Here is a 14,854-nt window from a genome sequence, read left to right on the forward strand (position 1 = left end):
TATGGCAAATATTCGGGATGTTGCGCGCCACGCCGGTGTTTCTGTGAGTAGCGTTTCCAATGTACTCAACGGCCGCACCGACCAGATGCGTTTGGAAACGTTGGAACGCATCAGGCAGACCATGCAGGAGCTAAACTATCATCCCAATCGGGTGGCGCAGCAGCTCAAGACCGGACAGGCCAGGATGATTGGTTTACTGGTTCCGTCCATCGTCAACCCCAGCTTCGCGGTATTGACCCGCGAAGTCGACCGGGCCGCCAAAGCGCGCCAGTATCGGGTGCTGTTGGGCAATACCTACCGCCAGGAAGACGAGGAACAGGCCTTTCTGGAAGATATGTTCGCGCATGGCGTGCAGGGGGTGATTGTGGCGGCCAGCGCAATGGAGCGCCCGCACTTCGCCAATGCCGCCAGGCTCGGTCTGGTGATGGTGAACTACGACAGCCGCATGCCAAGCGATGCGCTGCTCGGGAACCTGCCCTTCGACAGCGTGTCGATGGATAACGTCGCGGCCGGCCGCATGGCGGCGGAACATCTGATTGCGCGGGGGTGCCTGCAACTGGCGTTTGTCACCGAAGCCTTTCTGACCATCAGCCGCGCGCATAAAATCGAAGGTTTTTTATCCGCGGCCAGGGACCACGGACTGATGGATCGCGCCCAGGTCATCGAGGGTAAGGCTCTCGTGGCCTATGGCGATACTGAAATGACCGAGCTGGGGCGAACCCTGGCGGCCAAAGTGTTGCAACAGATCCCGCGCCCGGATGGCATTGTGGCAATCAACGATGCGCTGGGTATCGGACTGATGGCCGGGCTGCGGGACGCCGGCGTGCGTATTCCGCAGGATATTTCCGTCATCGGCATCGATAATATCCCGCTGGCGGATTTGGTCCACCCCGCGCTGACCTCCGTGATGCCGCCATTAACGGAAATGGTCGCCAAGATGGTGGAAAGGCTGTTGGCCAGAATTGAAAATCCGGCGATTACGCCGGGAGAGTTTTTATTTCCTCCCCAGTTGATTTGTCGCCAATCGGTCATTGACCGTACTGGATATTAATTTTTCCAAGTAAACCCCGGGTACAAATAGTCGCGACCACCCGGGGAAATTTAATTAGCCATAGAGGGTAGGGCTCACTATTGCCCGGCGCGGGAGAAAGCGCTTGAGGCAATAACCGATGCACCCGCGAGCAATTTATCATTCGCAGACGTTTACACTGAAAACAGGAGATCACCATGGGCGCTTTATCAGGAAAAAAAGTTTTTATTACCGGTGCGGAACAAGGCATTGGCAAAGCGACGGCCACCGAGCTGATCGAAGCGGGCTGTGATATTTATATCCATTATTTTAGCGATGAGGAGAGTCCTAAAGCACTGGTTGCGCTGGCGACCTCTTTGGGACAAAAAGCCGCGTATGGATTTGCTGATTTAACCGATGAAGACGATGCCAAAAAATGCATATTGGCGGCGGCGGAATTTTTAGGCGGCATCGACATCCTGATTAATAATGTCGGCGGCATTATCGCCCGGAAATGGCTGGGTGAAATAGACAGCCAATTCTGGAAAACAGTCATCGACGTCAATATGACCACCATGCTGAATGTGACGCAAAGTGCGCTGCCTTATTTGAAACAGGCGCCGGACGGCGCAAGCATCGTCAACCTGGCCTCGCTGGCCGGCCGCTCTGGCGGCCATTCGGGGTCGCTGGCCTATTCCACCACCAAAGGGGCCGTTCTGGCCTGGACCCGCTCTCTGGCGGCCGAACTGGGCCAGTATGGCATCAGGGTTAACGCGGTGGCGCCAGGACTGATTCTGGGCACCCGGTTCCATAATCAGCACACCACCAAAGAATCTGCCGATGAAACCATCAGCGCCATTCCGCTGGGCAGGGCCGGTAGCGCTGAAGATGTTGCCCGGGTGATCAGATTTCTGGCGTCGGAATATAATGGTTTCGTATCCGGGGCCACGATAGATATTAACGGCGGTATTTACCGCATGTAATATTTCACTCGCCGACGGGCAGGGATCGCTTTGCCCGGCGGCGATACGCTTGGCATTTTTCCAGGAAACATCATGATCAAATCTGAAATATTGCACCCTCAGTTATTAAGCGGTCTGGCTAAATGCGGGCACAAGACCAATATTGTCATTGCCGACAGTAACTATTCATTTGTCACCAACTCGGCGCGTGACGCCGAGATTATCTACCTTAACCTGGCGCCCGGCATGATACGCAGCACGGTTATCCTGGAGAAGATCGTCAAATACATTAATATAGAAACCGTGACCTTTATGGAATATCCCGCCGACTTTAATAATACGATTGCGGCGGAATATAAAGCGCTGCTGCCGGCGGATACCGATATCGCTTATGTCGGCAGAAATGAATTTTATGCCCTTGCCAAATCACAGGATACGCTGCTGGTTATCGCCTCGGGCGAGGCGAAGCGCTTCGCTAATCTCATCATCACCGTGGGGGTGGTGGCGTAAACACCCGCCCTTGGATCTTCAGAAAATCCAACATGGCCATTGAACGGCCATAGCGCGGGGATAGCGGCGGGATATGGCGCGATTGCTCCAGGACAGTGCATTTAATGCACTGATTTGGTCCGCCGACGGCTTTTTTTGCCGTTATGGCTGTTCCATCCGCCCGGTATCCTCCACCTGGTAATCGATATGAAAATCCGGCCGATAATAGGATTCCCCGCACACCAGCGGATGTCGGCCATCGCCGGTCAAAACATAGTCGCGCACCAGCAGCGCGCTGCCTTCCCTCACATCCATATCCTGCGCCAGCGCGCCGTCGGCCAGACAGGCGCGGATTTTGCCTTCCACATGCCTTACCGGCATGGATAAACTCGCCAGGATCTGGTGAACCGACTGATTTTGCAGCATTTCCACCGTCATGCGCTGGCCGAGGGCGGCGGGGAAAATACGCACCTCCAGGCTCATCCGGCGGCGGGACACGATGCGCAGGCGCCGCAGTTGGTAAACCAGTCCGCCGGCATCGAGGTGCAGTTGATGCGCCCAGGTTTCGCTGGCCGATTGGCTGGAAAAGGCAAGGATTTGATAGTCGATGCTGGCGCCTTCGGCCGAGAGCTTATCCTCAAACGAGTAGACCCGCGTCAGCTGTAGCGGCGCGGTGATGGCGCGGGTGGACACAAAGCTGCCGCTGCCCGGGCGACGCAGGATAACCCCTTCGTAAACCAGTTGCTGTATGGCGCGCGCCACGGTGGCCCGCGAGGTGTCGAAATGCCGGGCCAGCTCGAGTTCGGTGGCGATGCGATCGCCTTCCCGCAGCCGTCCGCCGGCGATCTGGCTGCGGATAAACTGCTGAATGCGGACATAAATCGGCAAATGGGTGGGGTCGGCCATCGTGTTCTCGCTTAAATGCATAGACAATATAAATTATACCTTTCCGCCGGTTAAAGCGAACAACTCCGCGGTCTGCGATTATTTTCCCTGCCATCCGCCCGTATTTCACTATTATTTTGCCGCTATAAAAAACGTTGGCGCGCTAAATGCATAGTCAATTAGTCATTAGTCTGCGCGCGCTTATCCATCGTCTGGCGCGTGCGACATTGTTACCGGGCATAAAGAGGTCATCATGACTGACATAGCGGAAAATTTTACCCGCAAAGGCCGTGGCGCGAGAACCCGCCTCCTTGGCGGTAAACGTGCGTACGGTTTGATCTATCTGGCCTCGATAGCGGCGGGAATGCTGATCTGGCTGGCGGTATCAAGACAGTATGCCGGTTTTATCCTGGCGCCGCCGCACAAGGTGATTGAGCGGCTGTGGCAATTAACCTTCTCCGGTGAACTGCCGAAGGCGTTGCTGGACGCTTCGCGCCATATGCTGCTCGGATACGCCATCGCCCTGGCGATTGCGCTGCCGCTCGGCATGCTGATGGGCCGCGTCCGCGCGGTGCACGATCTGTTCGATCCGTTGGTGACGCTGATATATGCGGTGCCGAGCGTGGCCTGGGCGCCGTTTATCATGATTTGGTTCGGCCTGTATTTTGAAGCCCGCGTGGCGCTGGTGGTGATCATGTGCCTGTTCGACATGCTGATTATTATCGACGCCGGCACCCGCAACGTCGAGCGCAGGCTGCTTGACGTCGGCCGCGCGTTCAACGCCTCGCGCCGCCAGCGGGTCACCCTGATCCTGATCCCCGAATCGCTGCCGTTTTTGTTTACCGCGCTGCGCATCGGCGCGGTGCGGGCGGTGAACGCCATGATCACCGCCGAGCTGTTTCTGGCGACGGTCAACCTGGGCGCCATCATGAAGCAGTCCGCCGCGCGCTTCGACAGCGCCGGGGTGCTGGGCGTGCTGTTTGTGCTCTGCCTGCTCGGCCTGCTGCTACAGGAACTGCTGCTGATTATCGAACGCCGGGTGTGCCGCTGGCTGCCTGCGGAGGCGTTATGAAACTGACCTATTCCCCGTTGTTGATGAACCTGGCCGGCTGCGCGCTGGCGTTAATCGCCTGGCAATTCGGCGGCATGCGTCTGGGCGATGCCTTGCTGGCCACGCCGTGGTCGGTGGCGCAGTCCTGGCTGGCGCTGCTGCGGGAGGCGGATTTCTGGCGTGCGCTGGCCGCCATGCTGGCGCAGATGATGGCCGGTTATCTGCTGGCGCTGGCGGTGGGGATTGCGCTGGGCATCATGATGGGACGCTCGCGCTGGGTTCTGGCGGTGGTGAAGCCCTGGGCGTCGATGTTTATCGTGGTGTCCGCCGCCGCGCTGGTGCCGCTGTTTATCCTGCTGATGGGACGCGGCACGCTGATGTGCGTGGCCATCGTGTTTGTCGCCACCCTGTGGTACGTGGTGATGACCATGCAGCAGGCCGCCCGGGATCTGCCGGCGCGGCTGATGAATGTGGGCCGCTCGTTCGGCGCCAGCGGCGTCCAGCGCTTTCGGCTGATTATGCTGCCGGCGCTGTTTCCCTATCTGCTGGTGGCCGCGCGCATCGGGCTCACCCATTCCCTGCGCGCCATGGTCACCGCCGAGATGTTTATCAGCACCGGCTTCGGCGGCCTGATCAACGATGCCGGACTGGATCTGTCCACCGCGCCGCTGTTCGCCCTGATTGTCATGCTGATGCTGATAAGCGTAACGGCCACCGGCATTCTGCGGTGGATTGGGCGCTTGGCGGCACCCTGGTACGCCAGCCGTACCGATCATTAGCTGTTCATTTTCCCACACTCCGAGGAGCACAGAACATGGTACATAACATCAATCGTCGACAGGCCTTGCGTCTGGGCCTGGGAGCCGCCGGCGTACTGGCCTTTAATCCGCTGCGGCGGGTCCTGGCCGCGCCGGGGCGGGTGCTGAAAATCAATACCCTGGCTTCGGCGGCGGCGGTGAACGTGCCGTTGCAGGCGGCGCTGCGCGAGCTGCTTCCCGCCACGGCGGGTTTCGCCATGCCCGCCATGCAGCCGACCGCCAAAATCAGCCAGATCGTGCAGGAGGTGGTGACCGGCGGGGCGGATTTGGGCGACGCCGATATCGCCTCGACCCTCACCGCGGCGGAGGCGGGCGCCGAGGTACGCATTATCGGCCTGTCCTACAGCAATACCTCGCAGGTGATTGTCGCCAATCTCGACCGGATCAAGACCCTGGCGGATCTGGGCGGCGATTCGGTATCGGTGGCGGTGAACAGCATCGGCGATTTTATGTATGTGATGCTGCAAGGGGTACTGGACAAGCACGGCATCGACGCCAAAAAAATCAACTTTATCGAAATGGGCAGCTCCGGCGACCGGATGCGGGCGCTGCTGGCGGGCCGGGTGGACGCGGTGCCGATGCATATCGAGCAGGCGGAACAGCTAAAGGGCGTTAAAGGCCGCGGCGATTTCGGCATCCTGGTGCGCCCCTGGGAAGAATACGATAACTGGTTCAGCGCGGTAATCATTACCACCGCCGATTGGCTTAAGGTGAAAGAGAACCAGGACGCGGCGGTGGCGGTGCTTAAGTCTATCCTCACCGCCTTCCGTCAGACCGATAACGACTACGGTTGGTATAAATCCCAGGTCGGCAAGTGGGCGTCGTCAAAAGACCTGAAAAGCGCCGGCGACGATGTCCTGCGCCCGGTCTGGCAGAGCCTGACCACCGGCATCCATGCGTTTCCACCCGATATGGCCTCGCTGACCGTCGAGCAGATGGCGAAAGTCATCCCCGTCTACCAGCGCGCCGGCGCGCTCAAAGGCACGGTTGATCTCAATACCCTGATAGACCGCACCTGGCTGGATCGGGCGCTGAAAGAGCTGGGGGCGCCATGACCCACCTTACCGTTACCGGTATCGATAAATCCTTTAACGGCACCCCGGTGCTGGCCGGGCAGTCGCTGGACGTGGCGGCGGGGGAGTTTGTCGCCCTGCTGGGACCGTCCGGCTGCGGCAAATCCACCCTGCTGCAAATCATCAACGGCTTATTACCGGCGGATGGCGGGTCGGTAGTGCTCGACGGCGAAGATATCACCGGCCGGCCCGGCAAAGGACGCGGCATGGTATTCCAGGGCTCGGACCTGCTGCCCTGGCGCTCCGCGCTGGATAACGTCGCGTTCGGCCTGGAGCTGATGGGCGTGGCAAAAAAGGAGCGGCTGGCGAGAGCCAGGGAATATCTCGACATGGTGGGATTGCAAGGCTTTTACCATGCCTGGCCGCATCAGCTATCCGGCGGCATGCAGCAACGGGTGGGCATCGCCCGCGCTTTTTGCATCAAGCCGACGCTTTTGATGATGGATGAACCCTTCGGCGCGCTGGATGTGCAGACCCGTGATTTGCTGCAGGACGAACTGCTGCGCATCTGGGAAGCGGAGCCGAAAATGGTGCTGTTCGTCACCCATGGCATCGAGGAAGCCCTCTACCTGGCCGACCGCATCCTGGTCTACAGCAAGCGCCCGGCGCGGGTGCTGGAAGAGATTAAGGTGCCGTTCGAGAGGCCGCGGCGCGATGCCATGAAATGGGATCCGCTTTTTGTACAGCTACGCCAGCATATCAGCGAACTGCTGCGTCATGACCGCAACGATTGAGAGGCTTTGACCCTGATGGAACAACAATGGCCGTCCTGCGGACGGGAGCTGGCGACAATCATCGCCGCAATTGATTATGATTCGCTGCCGCCGGCGGTGGTCAGCACGGTAAAACGCTTTACCCTTGATACCTTCGGCGTTATCGCCGCCGCCGCCCGCGCCCCCGGCATGGAGGAATTACTGGCGGCGCTGACCGAGTGGGAAAGCGGCGGCTGCGCCACGCTGTTGCATAACGGCCGGCGGGTCAACCCGGTCAGCGCGGCGCTGGCCAACGCCGCCGCGGCGCACAGCCTGGATTTTGACGATCAGCACGATCCGGCGCGGGTGCATGTCTTTTGCGTGATCCTGCCGGCGGTGCTGGCCGCCGCCGAAGCTCACGGCCGGGTCAGCGGCAAAACCGCCCTGGCCGCACTGGCGGTGGGCGTGGAAGTCTTTTGCCGTCTGGGACTGACCTGCTATAACTCGCTGGGCAAAGGCTGGCATCCCACCACCGCGCTGGGCTGCATCAGCGCGGCGGCGGCGGCGGCCAAGGTCTTTGGGCTGGATGCGCCGCAAACGCTTAACGCCATGGGGCTGGCCTATGTGCAAATGAGCGGCACGACCCAGTTTATCGCCGACGGGGTACTGGCAAAACGCGTCGGCCCCGGCTTCGCCGCGCGCTCGGGCGTGCTGGCCGCCCAACTGGCGCGCCACGGCATCACCGGCCCTCATCGTTTCTTGGAGGGCAACGCCGGCCTGTTCGCCCTGCACGAGCGCGGGGAAGTGTCGCCGGAGATATTAATGGCGGACTGGGGACAACGCTGGCATTTGCTCGACCTCAGCATGAAGCCCTGGCCCTGCTGCCGCTGTACCCATACCACCATCCAGCTGGCGCTGGCGTTGCGCGCCGAGGGCATCAGGCCTTGTGATATCGACGGCGGCGTGATTGAACTGGGCCGGGTTAATCACCAGATCGTCGGCGCGCCGTTCGAGCGGTTGCATCCGACGCCGACGGTACATGCGCAGTTTAACGCCGCCTATGCGTTCGCGGCGGCATTGACCGACGGCGCGGTCGGCATCGACAGTTTCGCCCCCGAACAGGTGCGGCGCGACGCCACCGCCTGGGCCAGCCGTCTGCGCTGCGTGGTGGCGGCGGATTTTGCCCCCACCGCGGTGCCGCCCGCCCGCATCCGCCTGCGCCTGGCCGATGGCGCAATACGGGACATCGCCAGCCTGACCATGAAGGGCGCGCCGGACGATCCGTTAAGCGAGCGGGAGGTGCTGGAAAAGTTTCGCGCCAACCTGCGCTACGGCTGGCAGACCCCCGCTGGGCGCGTCGGCGTGCTGGAAAAGGTGCTGCTGTCCCTTGAACAGCAGGAAAGCATGACGCTGGTGATAAGCCTGTTCATCGCCTGCCAGGACGCCGGAGGCGCGCGATGATCCCTTCGCCAAGCCTTATCGGCCAGCCGCTGTCGGCGCTGGACACACCCGCTCTGGTGGTGGATATGGCCATCATGGCGCGCAATCTGGCGCGTATCGCCGACACCTGCCGCGCCGCCGGCGTGCAGTGGCGGCCGCACTGTAAAACCCATAAATCGCCGGATATCGCCCGTTTGCAACTGGCCAACGGCGCCTGCGGCATCACCTGCGCCAAGCTTGCCGAAGCGGAGGTGATGGCTGCCGCCGGCATCACCGATATCCTTATTGCCAACCAGATTGTCGGCCCACTGAAAACGGCGCGCCTGATGGCGCTGCGCCGTAGCGGCGCCGTGGTCGCCGTGGCGGTGGACGGCGCCGACAATGTGCTTGAGCTGGCGCGGGCCGCCGACCTGGCCGGCGTCAGCCTTGAGGTGATGATCGAGGTGGATACCGGCACCCGCCGCGCCGGGGTGGCGCCCGGACAACCGGTGCTGGCCCTGGCCCGCGTTATCGCCGGCCACCCGTCGCTGCGCCTGCGCGGCATGATGACCTGGGAAGGGCATACCACCCGTATCGCCGATGCGCGGGAAAAACAGGCCGCCATCGCGGCGTCCGTCGGCCTGCTGACCGACAGCGCCGAACTGTGCCGCCGGCACGGCATCGCCATCGCGGTGGTGAGCTGTGGCGGCACCGGCACCTACCAGAGCGCGGCGGCGCTGCCCGGCGTCACCGAAATTCAGGCCGGCGGCGGTATTTTCGGCGATGTGCATTATCGCGAACTCTACCATGTGCCGCTGGAGTACGGGCTGACGCTGCTCACCACCGTAACCAGCCGGCCGACCCCCACGCGCATTATCTGCGATGCCGGGAAAAAGGCGTTGAGCAGCGACGCCGGCATGCCGATCCCGCTGGCATTGCCGCCGGTGGACAGCGTGGGGTTTTCCGCCGAACACGGCAAGGTCGAGCTGAAGGAACCCTGCCCGTTGCCCAGGGTGGGCGACCGCCTGCGCTGGGTGGTGGGGTATGGCGATACCACCGTGCATCTGCACGACCGGATCTATGGCGCGCGTGACGGCGTGATAGCCGCCGAATGGCCGATCCCGATACAGTCGCGTTTGCGCTGATGCGCGGCGATGTTCATTTTAAGATTAAAGAGAGCGTTATGACCCAGTCAACTTATCGTTTAGGGGTGGATATCGGCGGCACCTTCACCGACGTGGTGCTGATCGCCGACGATGGCACCATATTCAGCAAAAAAGTCTTGTCCACGCCGCGCGACTATAGCCAGGCCATCGAAGACGGCGTCGCGGCGCTGCTGTCGTCGCTCAATATCAAGGGCGGGGATATACGCGAGTTCGTCCACGCCACCACTGTCGCCACCAATACCATTATAGAGCGCAAGGGCGCCCGGGTCGGTCTGGTGACCACCAAAGGATTTCGCGATGTGCTGGAAATCGGGCGCTTTCGCACCCCCCGCCTCTATGACATCGACTATAAAAAACCAGCGCCTCTGGTGCCGCGCCAGCTGCGCTGCGAAGTGACGGAGCGGATTGACGCGCGCGGAAAGGTGGTAACCCCGCTGGAAACCGCGGACCTGGACGCGGCGGTGGCGATCTTTCGCCGGGAAGGCGTGGAGGCGGCGGCGGTGACGCTGGTCAACTCCTATGTCAATCCCGATCACGAGCGGGCGGCCGCGGCCTATATCGCCGCCAGGCTGCCCGACATTACCGTCACCGCCTCGGTGGATCTGCTGCCGCAGCTGGGCGAGTATGAACGCACCAGCACCACCGTGGTCAATGCCTATATCCGCCCGGTGGTCGGGCGCTACGTCGAGGCGCTGAAAACCCGGCTTGCCCGGCTGGGCATCGAGGCGCCGCTGATGATTATGCAGTCCAGCGGCGGCATTTCCCCCGGCGATGTGGTGGCGCGCCAGCCTATCGATATTATCGAAAGCGGCCCGGCGGCCGGCGTGCTGGGCAGCGCTCGCCTGGGCCGGCATATCGGCGAGGGCGATATGATTGTGTTCGATATGGGCGGCACCACCGCCAAGGCGACGATCATCGAAGACTTCGCCTACGCGCTGTGTCCGGAAACCGAGGTGGGCGGCGGGGCCGCGCTCGGCACCCGCATGATTAAAGGCGCGGGCTATCCGGTGCAGGTGCCCACCATCGACATCGCGGAAGTCGGCGCCGGCGGCGGCAGCATCGCCGCCAGCGACAGCGCCGGCGGCCTGCAGGTGGGGCCGCGCAGCGCGGGCGCCGAGCCGGGACCGGTTGCCTACGGCCGCGGCGGCACCCAGGCGACGGTGACCGACGCCAATTTGCTGCTGGGCTATCTTAACCCGCGGGCGCTGGTCAGCGGCGAACTGGCGCTGGACAGCGAAGGCGCGCGCGCGGTGATTGCCGCGCTCGGCGGGCAAATCGGTCTCTCGGCCACCGAAACCGCCGCCGGTATCCACACCATTGCCGATGCCGCCATGCTGCGCGCGCTGCGCGGCGTCTCATCGGAAAAGGGACGCGATCCCTCGCAATACGCCATGCTGGCCATCGGCGGCAATGGCCCGGTGCACGCCTGCTCGCTGGCGGAAGCCTCGGGGATGACGCGTATCATTATCCCGCCGGTCGCCGGGCTGTTCAGCGCGCTGGGCATGCTGTTCGCCGACGTGGAGCATCAACTGGTGACGGCGTTTTATCACCGGCTGGATGACGTGGACCCGGCGGGCATGGCGGCGGCGTTCGACCCGCTGCAAAGCCGGGGCCTCGGCATGCTTGAGCATGAAGGCTATAGCCTGCCGGCGCGGCAGATGCTGACCCGTTTCGCCGATTTGCGTTATCTCGGCCAGACTTCGCCGCTGACCATTGAAATCCCCACCGGCGCGGTGGATCTGGCGGCGCTGGCGGCGGCGTTCCATCGCGAACACCAGCATGTCTTCGGTTATGCGTCGCCCCATGAGGCGCTGCAATTCGTGGCGCTCAAGCTGGTATGCCGCGGCGTGCCCGACCGGCAGCGCATGCCCGATCGCGTGCGGCGCCATGGCGAAAAAAAGGTCGAAACCCATTCGCGCCAGGCGTTTTTCGACGCCGCCGGCTGGCTGGACACCCCGGTTATCGCCCGGGATGCGTTGACCTCCACCCCGACGGCCGGTCCGCTTATCGTCGAGGAATATGACACCACCATCGTGGTGCGTCCCGGCTGGCAGGCGGCGCGCGACGACTGGAACAACGTTCTGTTAACTACCGTACAGGCATAATATGACCCAGATAATCATCGATCCGATTAAACGCGAATTATTGAAAAACGCCCTGGTCACCACGGCGGATAATACGCTGGTGCGCATGATCCGTACCGCCCGTACCTCCAATGTCAAGAACAGCATGGACTTCTCCGCCGCCATTTGCGACGGGCGGGGCAGGCTGGTGGCGCAGGGCCTGGCGGTGCCGGTGCATCTGGGCGTGGTGATGCCGGCCCTTGACGCCTGCATGGCGCATTTTGGCGAGGACATCCAGCCCGGGGACGTGCTGGCCAGCAACGATCCCTATTCGGGCTGTAGCCACCTCAATGATATTTTCACCTTCCGGCCGGTGTTTATCGCCGGCCGTCGCGTCGCTTTCGTCAGCCTGATCCTGCATCACAGCGATCTGGGCGGGCGGGTGCCGGGCGGCAATGCCGCCGACAGCATGGAAATCTTCGAGGAGGGGCTGCGTATCCCGCCGGTCAAGCTGGTGCGCGGCGGGCGGGCGGATGCCGACCTGATGCGCATCATCGAATATAACACCCGGGTGCCGGAAAGGGTGATGGGCGATGTGCGCGCGCAGCTGGCGGCGCTCGAACAGGCGGCAAACGAAGTGGAAAAAATGGCCGGCCAGTGGGGCGCGGATCAGTTTGACGCCTACCTGGACTCGCTTATCGACTACGCCGAGAAACTGACGCGCGACAGCCTGGCGCAGTTGCCGGACGGCGAGGTGGAGTTCGAGGAGTGGAATGACGACGACGGCGCCGGCCATGGTCCGGTGCGCATTCATCTGAAGCTTAAAAAACACGGCGGCCGCATTATCGCCGACTTCAGCGAGACCGACGACGATCTGGGCGGCGCCGTGCACTGCAACCGCGCCTTTACCGTATCCTGCGCCTACGCCGCCATCCGTACGGTGCTGGCGGAGGCCATCCCCAATAACGCCGGCCTGTACCGCGCCATTGACGTTATCACCCGTCCCGGCACGTTTGTCGACGTGCTGTTCCCCGCGGCGGTCGGCTCGCGCGGCCAGGTGGGCTTCCGCCTGCGTTCCATCGTGCTCGGCGCGCTGGCGAAGCTCATCCCGGACCGGTTGCCCGCCTGCGCCGGCGGTTCGGAATTCGCCATCGCCGCCTCCGGCAACGATGGCGACGGCCGGCGCTTCCTGCACCTCGAGTTCCACAACAATACCGGCCTGGGCGGCGGGCCGCGCAGCGACGGTCAGGATGCCGGACCCTATTGCATCGGTAATCTGGCCAATGTGCCGGTGGAACTTATCGAGGCGGAAAATCCGCTGCGCATCGAGGAGTACGGCTTTCTGCCGGATACCGGCGGCGTGGGCCAATACCGCGGCGCGCTGGGCATGGTGCGCCAGTACCGGTTCCTGGTGGATAACGTCAATGTGCAGATCCGCGCCGACCGTTTCACCTCGCGGCCCTGGGGCTTGCTGGGCGGCGGTCCTGGCGGGGGCGCGCGCAATGTGCTGAATCCCGGGCAGTCCGATGAGCGGGATTTACCGTCGAAATTTATTCGCGTGTTCAACGCCGGCGAGGTGCTGCGCGCTGAAATGGCCGGCGCCGGCGGGTATGGCGAGGCGCGATTGCGCGACCCGGCGTCGCTTGAGCGGGATCTCCTGGAGGAGAAAATCACCGCCGCCCATGCCCAAGCGGCCTACAGCGCGCGCTAAGCCCTGGCCGGGCGGTTGATAAACGCCTGTTCCCGCCGTCGTCACCAGCCGATGGCCGGGATCAGGCTTTTTTTTGCGCCAGGGTCGCCGCTCGCGATAGCAGGCAGTTTATGACGATATACACCAGCGCCATCATGGTATACACCGGCAGGGAATAGCTATTGCCGAGATACTCCACCGCGGTGCGGGCATTACGCAGGAACTCGGTATAGCCGATGATAAATCCCAGCGAGGTTTCCTTTAGCAGCACCACCATCTGGCTTATCAATGCCGGCAGCATGGCGCGCACCGCCTGCGGCAGCTGAATGGCGGTGAATATTTCATGTCTTCTCAGGCCGATGGCGGCCCCGGCCTCGGCCTGGCCCGGCGGCAACGCCTGAATGCCGGCGCTGACGATTACGGCTATCACCGCGCTGTTGTACAGCACCAGGCCCGCCACCAGCGACCAAAAGGTCGACACCGACGCGCCCACCACCGGCGCGGCGAAATAGACAAAATAAATCAACAGCAGCAGCGGCAGGCAGCGGAAAATCTCGACCCACGCCCGCAGGACAACACGGCCGGCGGCGTTCTCAAGCAACAGCTGCGCGGCGGCGATAATAATGCCGGCCAGCAGGGACAGCGCGCCGGCGGTCATGGCCACCTGAAAGGTCGCCGTTAAGCCTTGCGCCAGCAATGTCTGCAAATCGGTATTCAGCAGCACCGCCCACACCTCGGCCGACAGCATGCCGGCGTGGCTGAACCGCCGCAGCGCAAACCACGCCGCGCCGGCGCACAGCAGGATAAACAGGGCGCCGATCGCCCGGGCGTTGCGGCGAGCCAGCGGTCCGGGCGCATCGAAAACACTGGGTTTCATCGCGCGCTCCCCATGCGCCGTTCAACGGCGGCGGCGATCAATGCCAGCGGCAGCGTCACCGCCAGATACAGCAAACAGGTGATCATCAAGATGGCAAACACCGCGTCGCCCTCGCGCAAAATCAGCAGTTCCATGACCGACACGCTTTCCGCCACCCCGAAAGCGGAAGCGATGGCGGTGCTTTTCACCAGGGCGAGGGTCACGTTGATCAGCGGCGCAAAAGCATGGCGCAGCGCCTGCGGCAGGATGATAAAACGCAGGATGGCCGTAAACGACAGACCGATGGCCCTGGCCGCCTCGATTTGTCCGGGCGGCACCATATTGACGCCCGATCGCAGCGCTTCACCATAAAAAGCGGTGTAATACACCGCCAGCGCGATGACCGAGAAGGCGAAATAGGAAAACGACAATCCCAGCGTCGGCAGGATAAAAGCGGAAAAGAAAAATATCACCGTCAGCGGCGTATTGCGGAAGATATCGACATACAGCGTCCCCACGGCCCGCAACGGGCCCACCGGCGACAGCCGCATTATCGCAAGCCCGATGCCCAGGGGAAAGGCGAACGCCAGCGCCGCCCCGGTCAGCGACAGCATCATAAGCACGCCGTGGAGCAACACGCCATAATTCCTAAGCACTATATCCATATCGGCAAGGCTCCCG

General features: G+C 62.4%; 14 protein-coding genes. 11 read left to right on the forward strand and 3 right to left on the reverse strand.

All coding sequences use genetic code 11. From position 1 onward, the window contains the following. The first annotated feature begins 1 nt into the window (after nt 1). The 3 genes from VGC33_RS03025 (at nt 2) to VGC33_RS03035 (ending at nt 2,481) form a co-directional block, all read left to right on the forward strand. Entirely contained in the window at nt 2–1,051 is a 1,050-nt protein-coding gene (locus VGC33_RS03025) for a LacI family DNA-binding transcriptional regulator (RefSeq protein WP_331118899.1), read from the forward strand. 176 nt (nt 1,052–1,227) lie between these two features. After that, on the forward strand, nt 1,228–1,992 hold the full coding sequence (locus VGC33_RS03030) for an SDR family NAD(P)-dependent oxidoreductase (protein ID WP_331118901.1): 765 nt from the start codon (nt 1,228–1,230) through the stop codon (nt 1,990–1,992). 72 nt (nt 1,993–2,064) lie between these two features. Then, on the forward strand, nt 2,065–2,481 hold the full coding sequence (locus VGC33_RS03035) for an RbsD/FucU domain-containing protein (protein WP_331118903.1): 417 nt from the start codon (nt 2,065–2,067) through the stop codon (nt 2,479–2,481). 141 nt (nt 2,482–2,622) lie between these two features. Here VGC33_RS03035 and VGC33_RS03040 read toward each other — a convergent pair whose 3' ends face one another. Then, nucleotides 2,623–3,387 carry a GntR family transcriptional regulator gene (locus VGC33_RS03040; RefSeq protein WP_331119080.1) on the reverse strand — a complete coding sequence of 255 codons (765 nt, stop codon included), beginning with the start codon at nt 3,385–3,387 and terminating at the stop codon, nt 2,623–2,625. Between the two features lie 211 nt (nt 3,388–3,598). Here VGC33_RS03040 and VGC33_RS03045 point away from each other — a divergent pair, with 211 nt between their 5' ends. From VGC33_RS03045 to VGC33_RS03080, 8 genes are read left to right on the forward strand one after another with little or no spacing between them, the layout of a single operon-like run. Beyond that, the gene (locus tag VGC33_RS03045; protein ID WP_331118905.1) at nt 3,599–4,417 is read left to right on the forward strand and encodes an ABC transporter permease; all 819 of its coding nucleotides are present in this window, start codon (nt 3,599–3,601) and stop codon (nt 4,415–4,417) included. Next, on the forward strand, nt 4,414–5,175 hold the full coding sequence (locus VGC33_RS03050) for an ABC transporter permease (RefSeq protein WP_331118907.1): 762 nt from the start codon (nt 4,414–4,416) through the stop codon (nt 5,173–5,175). The genes VGC33_RS03045 and VGC33_RS03050 overlap by 4 nt, the downstream gene beginning before the upstream one ends. Before the next feature lie 35 nt (nt 5,176–5,210). Beyond that, nucleotides 5,211–6,269, forward strand: a complete 1,059-nt coding sequence (locus tag VGC33_RS03055) for an ABC transporter substrate-binding protein (protein ID WP_331118909.1) — start codon at nt 5,211–5,213, stop codon at nt 6,267–6,269. After that, the gene (locus VGC33_RS03060; protein WP_331118911.1) at nt 6,266–7,021 is read left to right on the forward strand and encodes an ABC transporter ATP-binding protein; all 756 of its coding nucleotides are present in this window, start codon (nt 6,266–6,268) and stop codon (nt 7,019–7,021) included. The genes VGC33_RS03055 and VGC33_RS03060 overlap by 4 nt, the downstream gene beginning before the upstream one ends. A 15-nt stretch (nt 7,022–7,036) precedes the next feature. After that, nucleotides 7,037–8,440, forward strand: coding sequence for an MmgE/PrpD family protein (locus VGC33_RS03065; RefSeq protein ID WP_331118913.1), 1,404 nt, complete (start codon nt 7,037–7,039; stop codon nt 8,438–8,440). Then, a complete protein-coding gene (locus VGC33_RS03070; RefSeq protein WP_331118915.1) occupies nt 8,437–9,543 on the forward strand; it encodes a DSD1 family PLP-dependent enzyme in 1,107 nt (368 codons plus the stop codon). The genes VGC33_RS03065 and VGC33_RS03070 overlap by 4 nt, the downstream gene beginning before the upstream one ends. A gap of 38 nt (nt 9,544–9,581) precedes the next feature. Further along, a complete protein-coding gene (locus tag VGC33_RS03075) occupies nt 9,582–11,669 on the forward strand; it encodes a hydantoinase/oxoprolinase family protein (protein WP_331118917.1) in 2,088 nt (695 codons plus the stop codon). A 1-nt stretch (nt 11,670) separates the two neighbouring features. After that, on the forward strand, nt 11,671–13,338 hold the full coding sequence (locus VGC33_RS03080) for a hydantoinase B/oxoprolinase family protein (RefSeq protein ID WP_331118919.1): 1,668 nt from the start codon (nt 11,671–11,673) through the stop codon (nt 13,336–13,338). A gap of 61 nt (nt 13,339–13,399) precedes the next feature. Here the strand turns inward: VGC33_RS03080 and VGC33_RS03085 are convergent, their stop codons facing one another. After that, nucleotides 13,400–14,194 carry an amino acid ABC transporter permease gene (locus VGC33_RS03085; RefSeq protein ID WP_331118921.1) on the reverse strand — a complete coding sequence of 265 codons (795 nt, stop codon included), beginning with the start codon at nt 14,192–14,194 and terminating at the stop codon, nt 13,400–13,402. Then, entirely contained in the window at nt 14,191–14,838 is a 648-nt protein-coding gene (locus VGC33_RS03090; protein WP_331118923.1) for an amino acid ABC transporter permease, read from the reverse strand. Before VGC33_RS03090 ends, VGC33_RS03085 begins: the two co-directional genes overlap by 4 nt. Nucleotides 14,839–14,854 lie beyond the last annotated feature (16 nt).

Source organism: Acerihabitans sp. (genome assembly GCF_036398755.1).
In the GTDB taxonomy this organism is placed as follows: Bacteria; Pseudomonadota; Gammaproteobacteria; order Enterobacterales; family Enterobacteriaceae; genus Acerihabitans.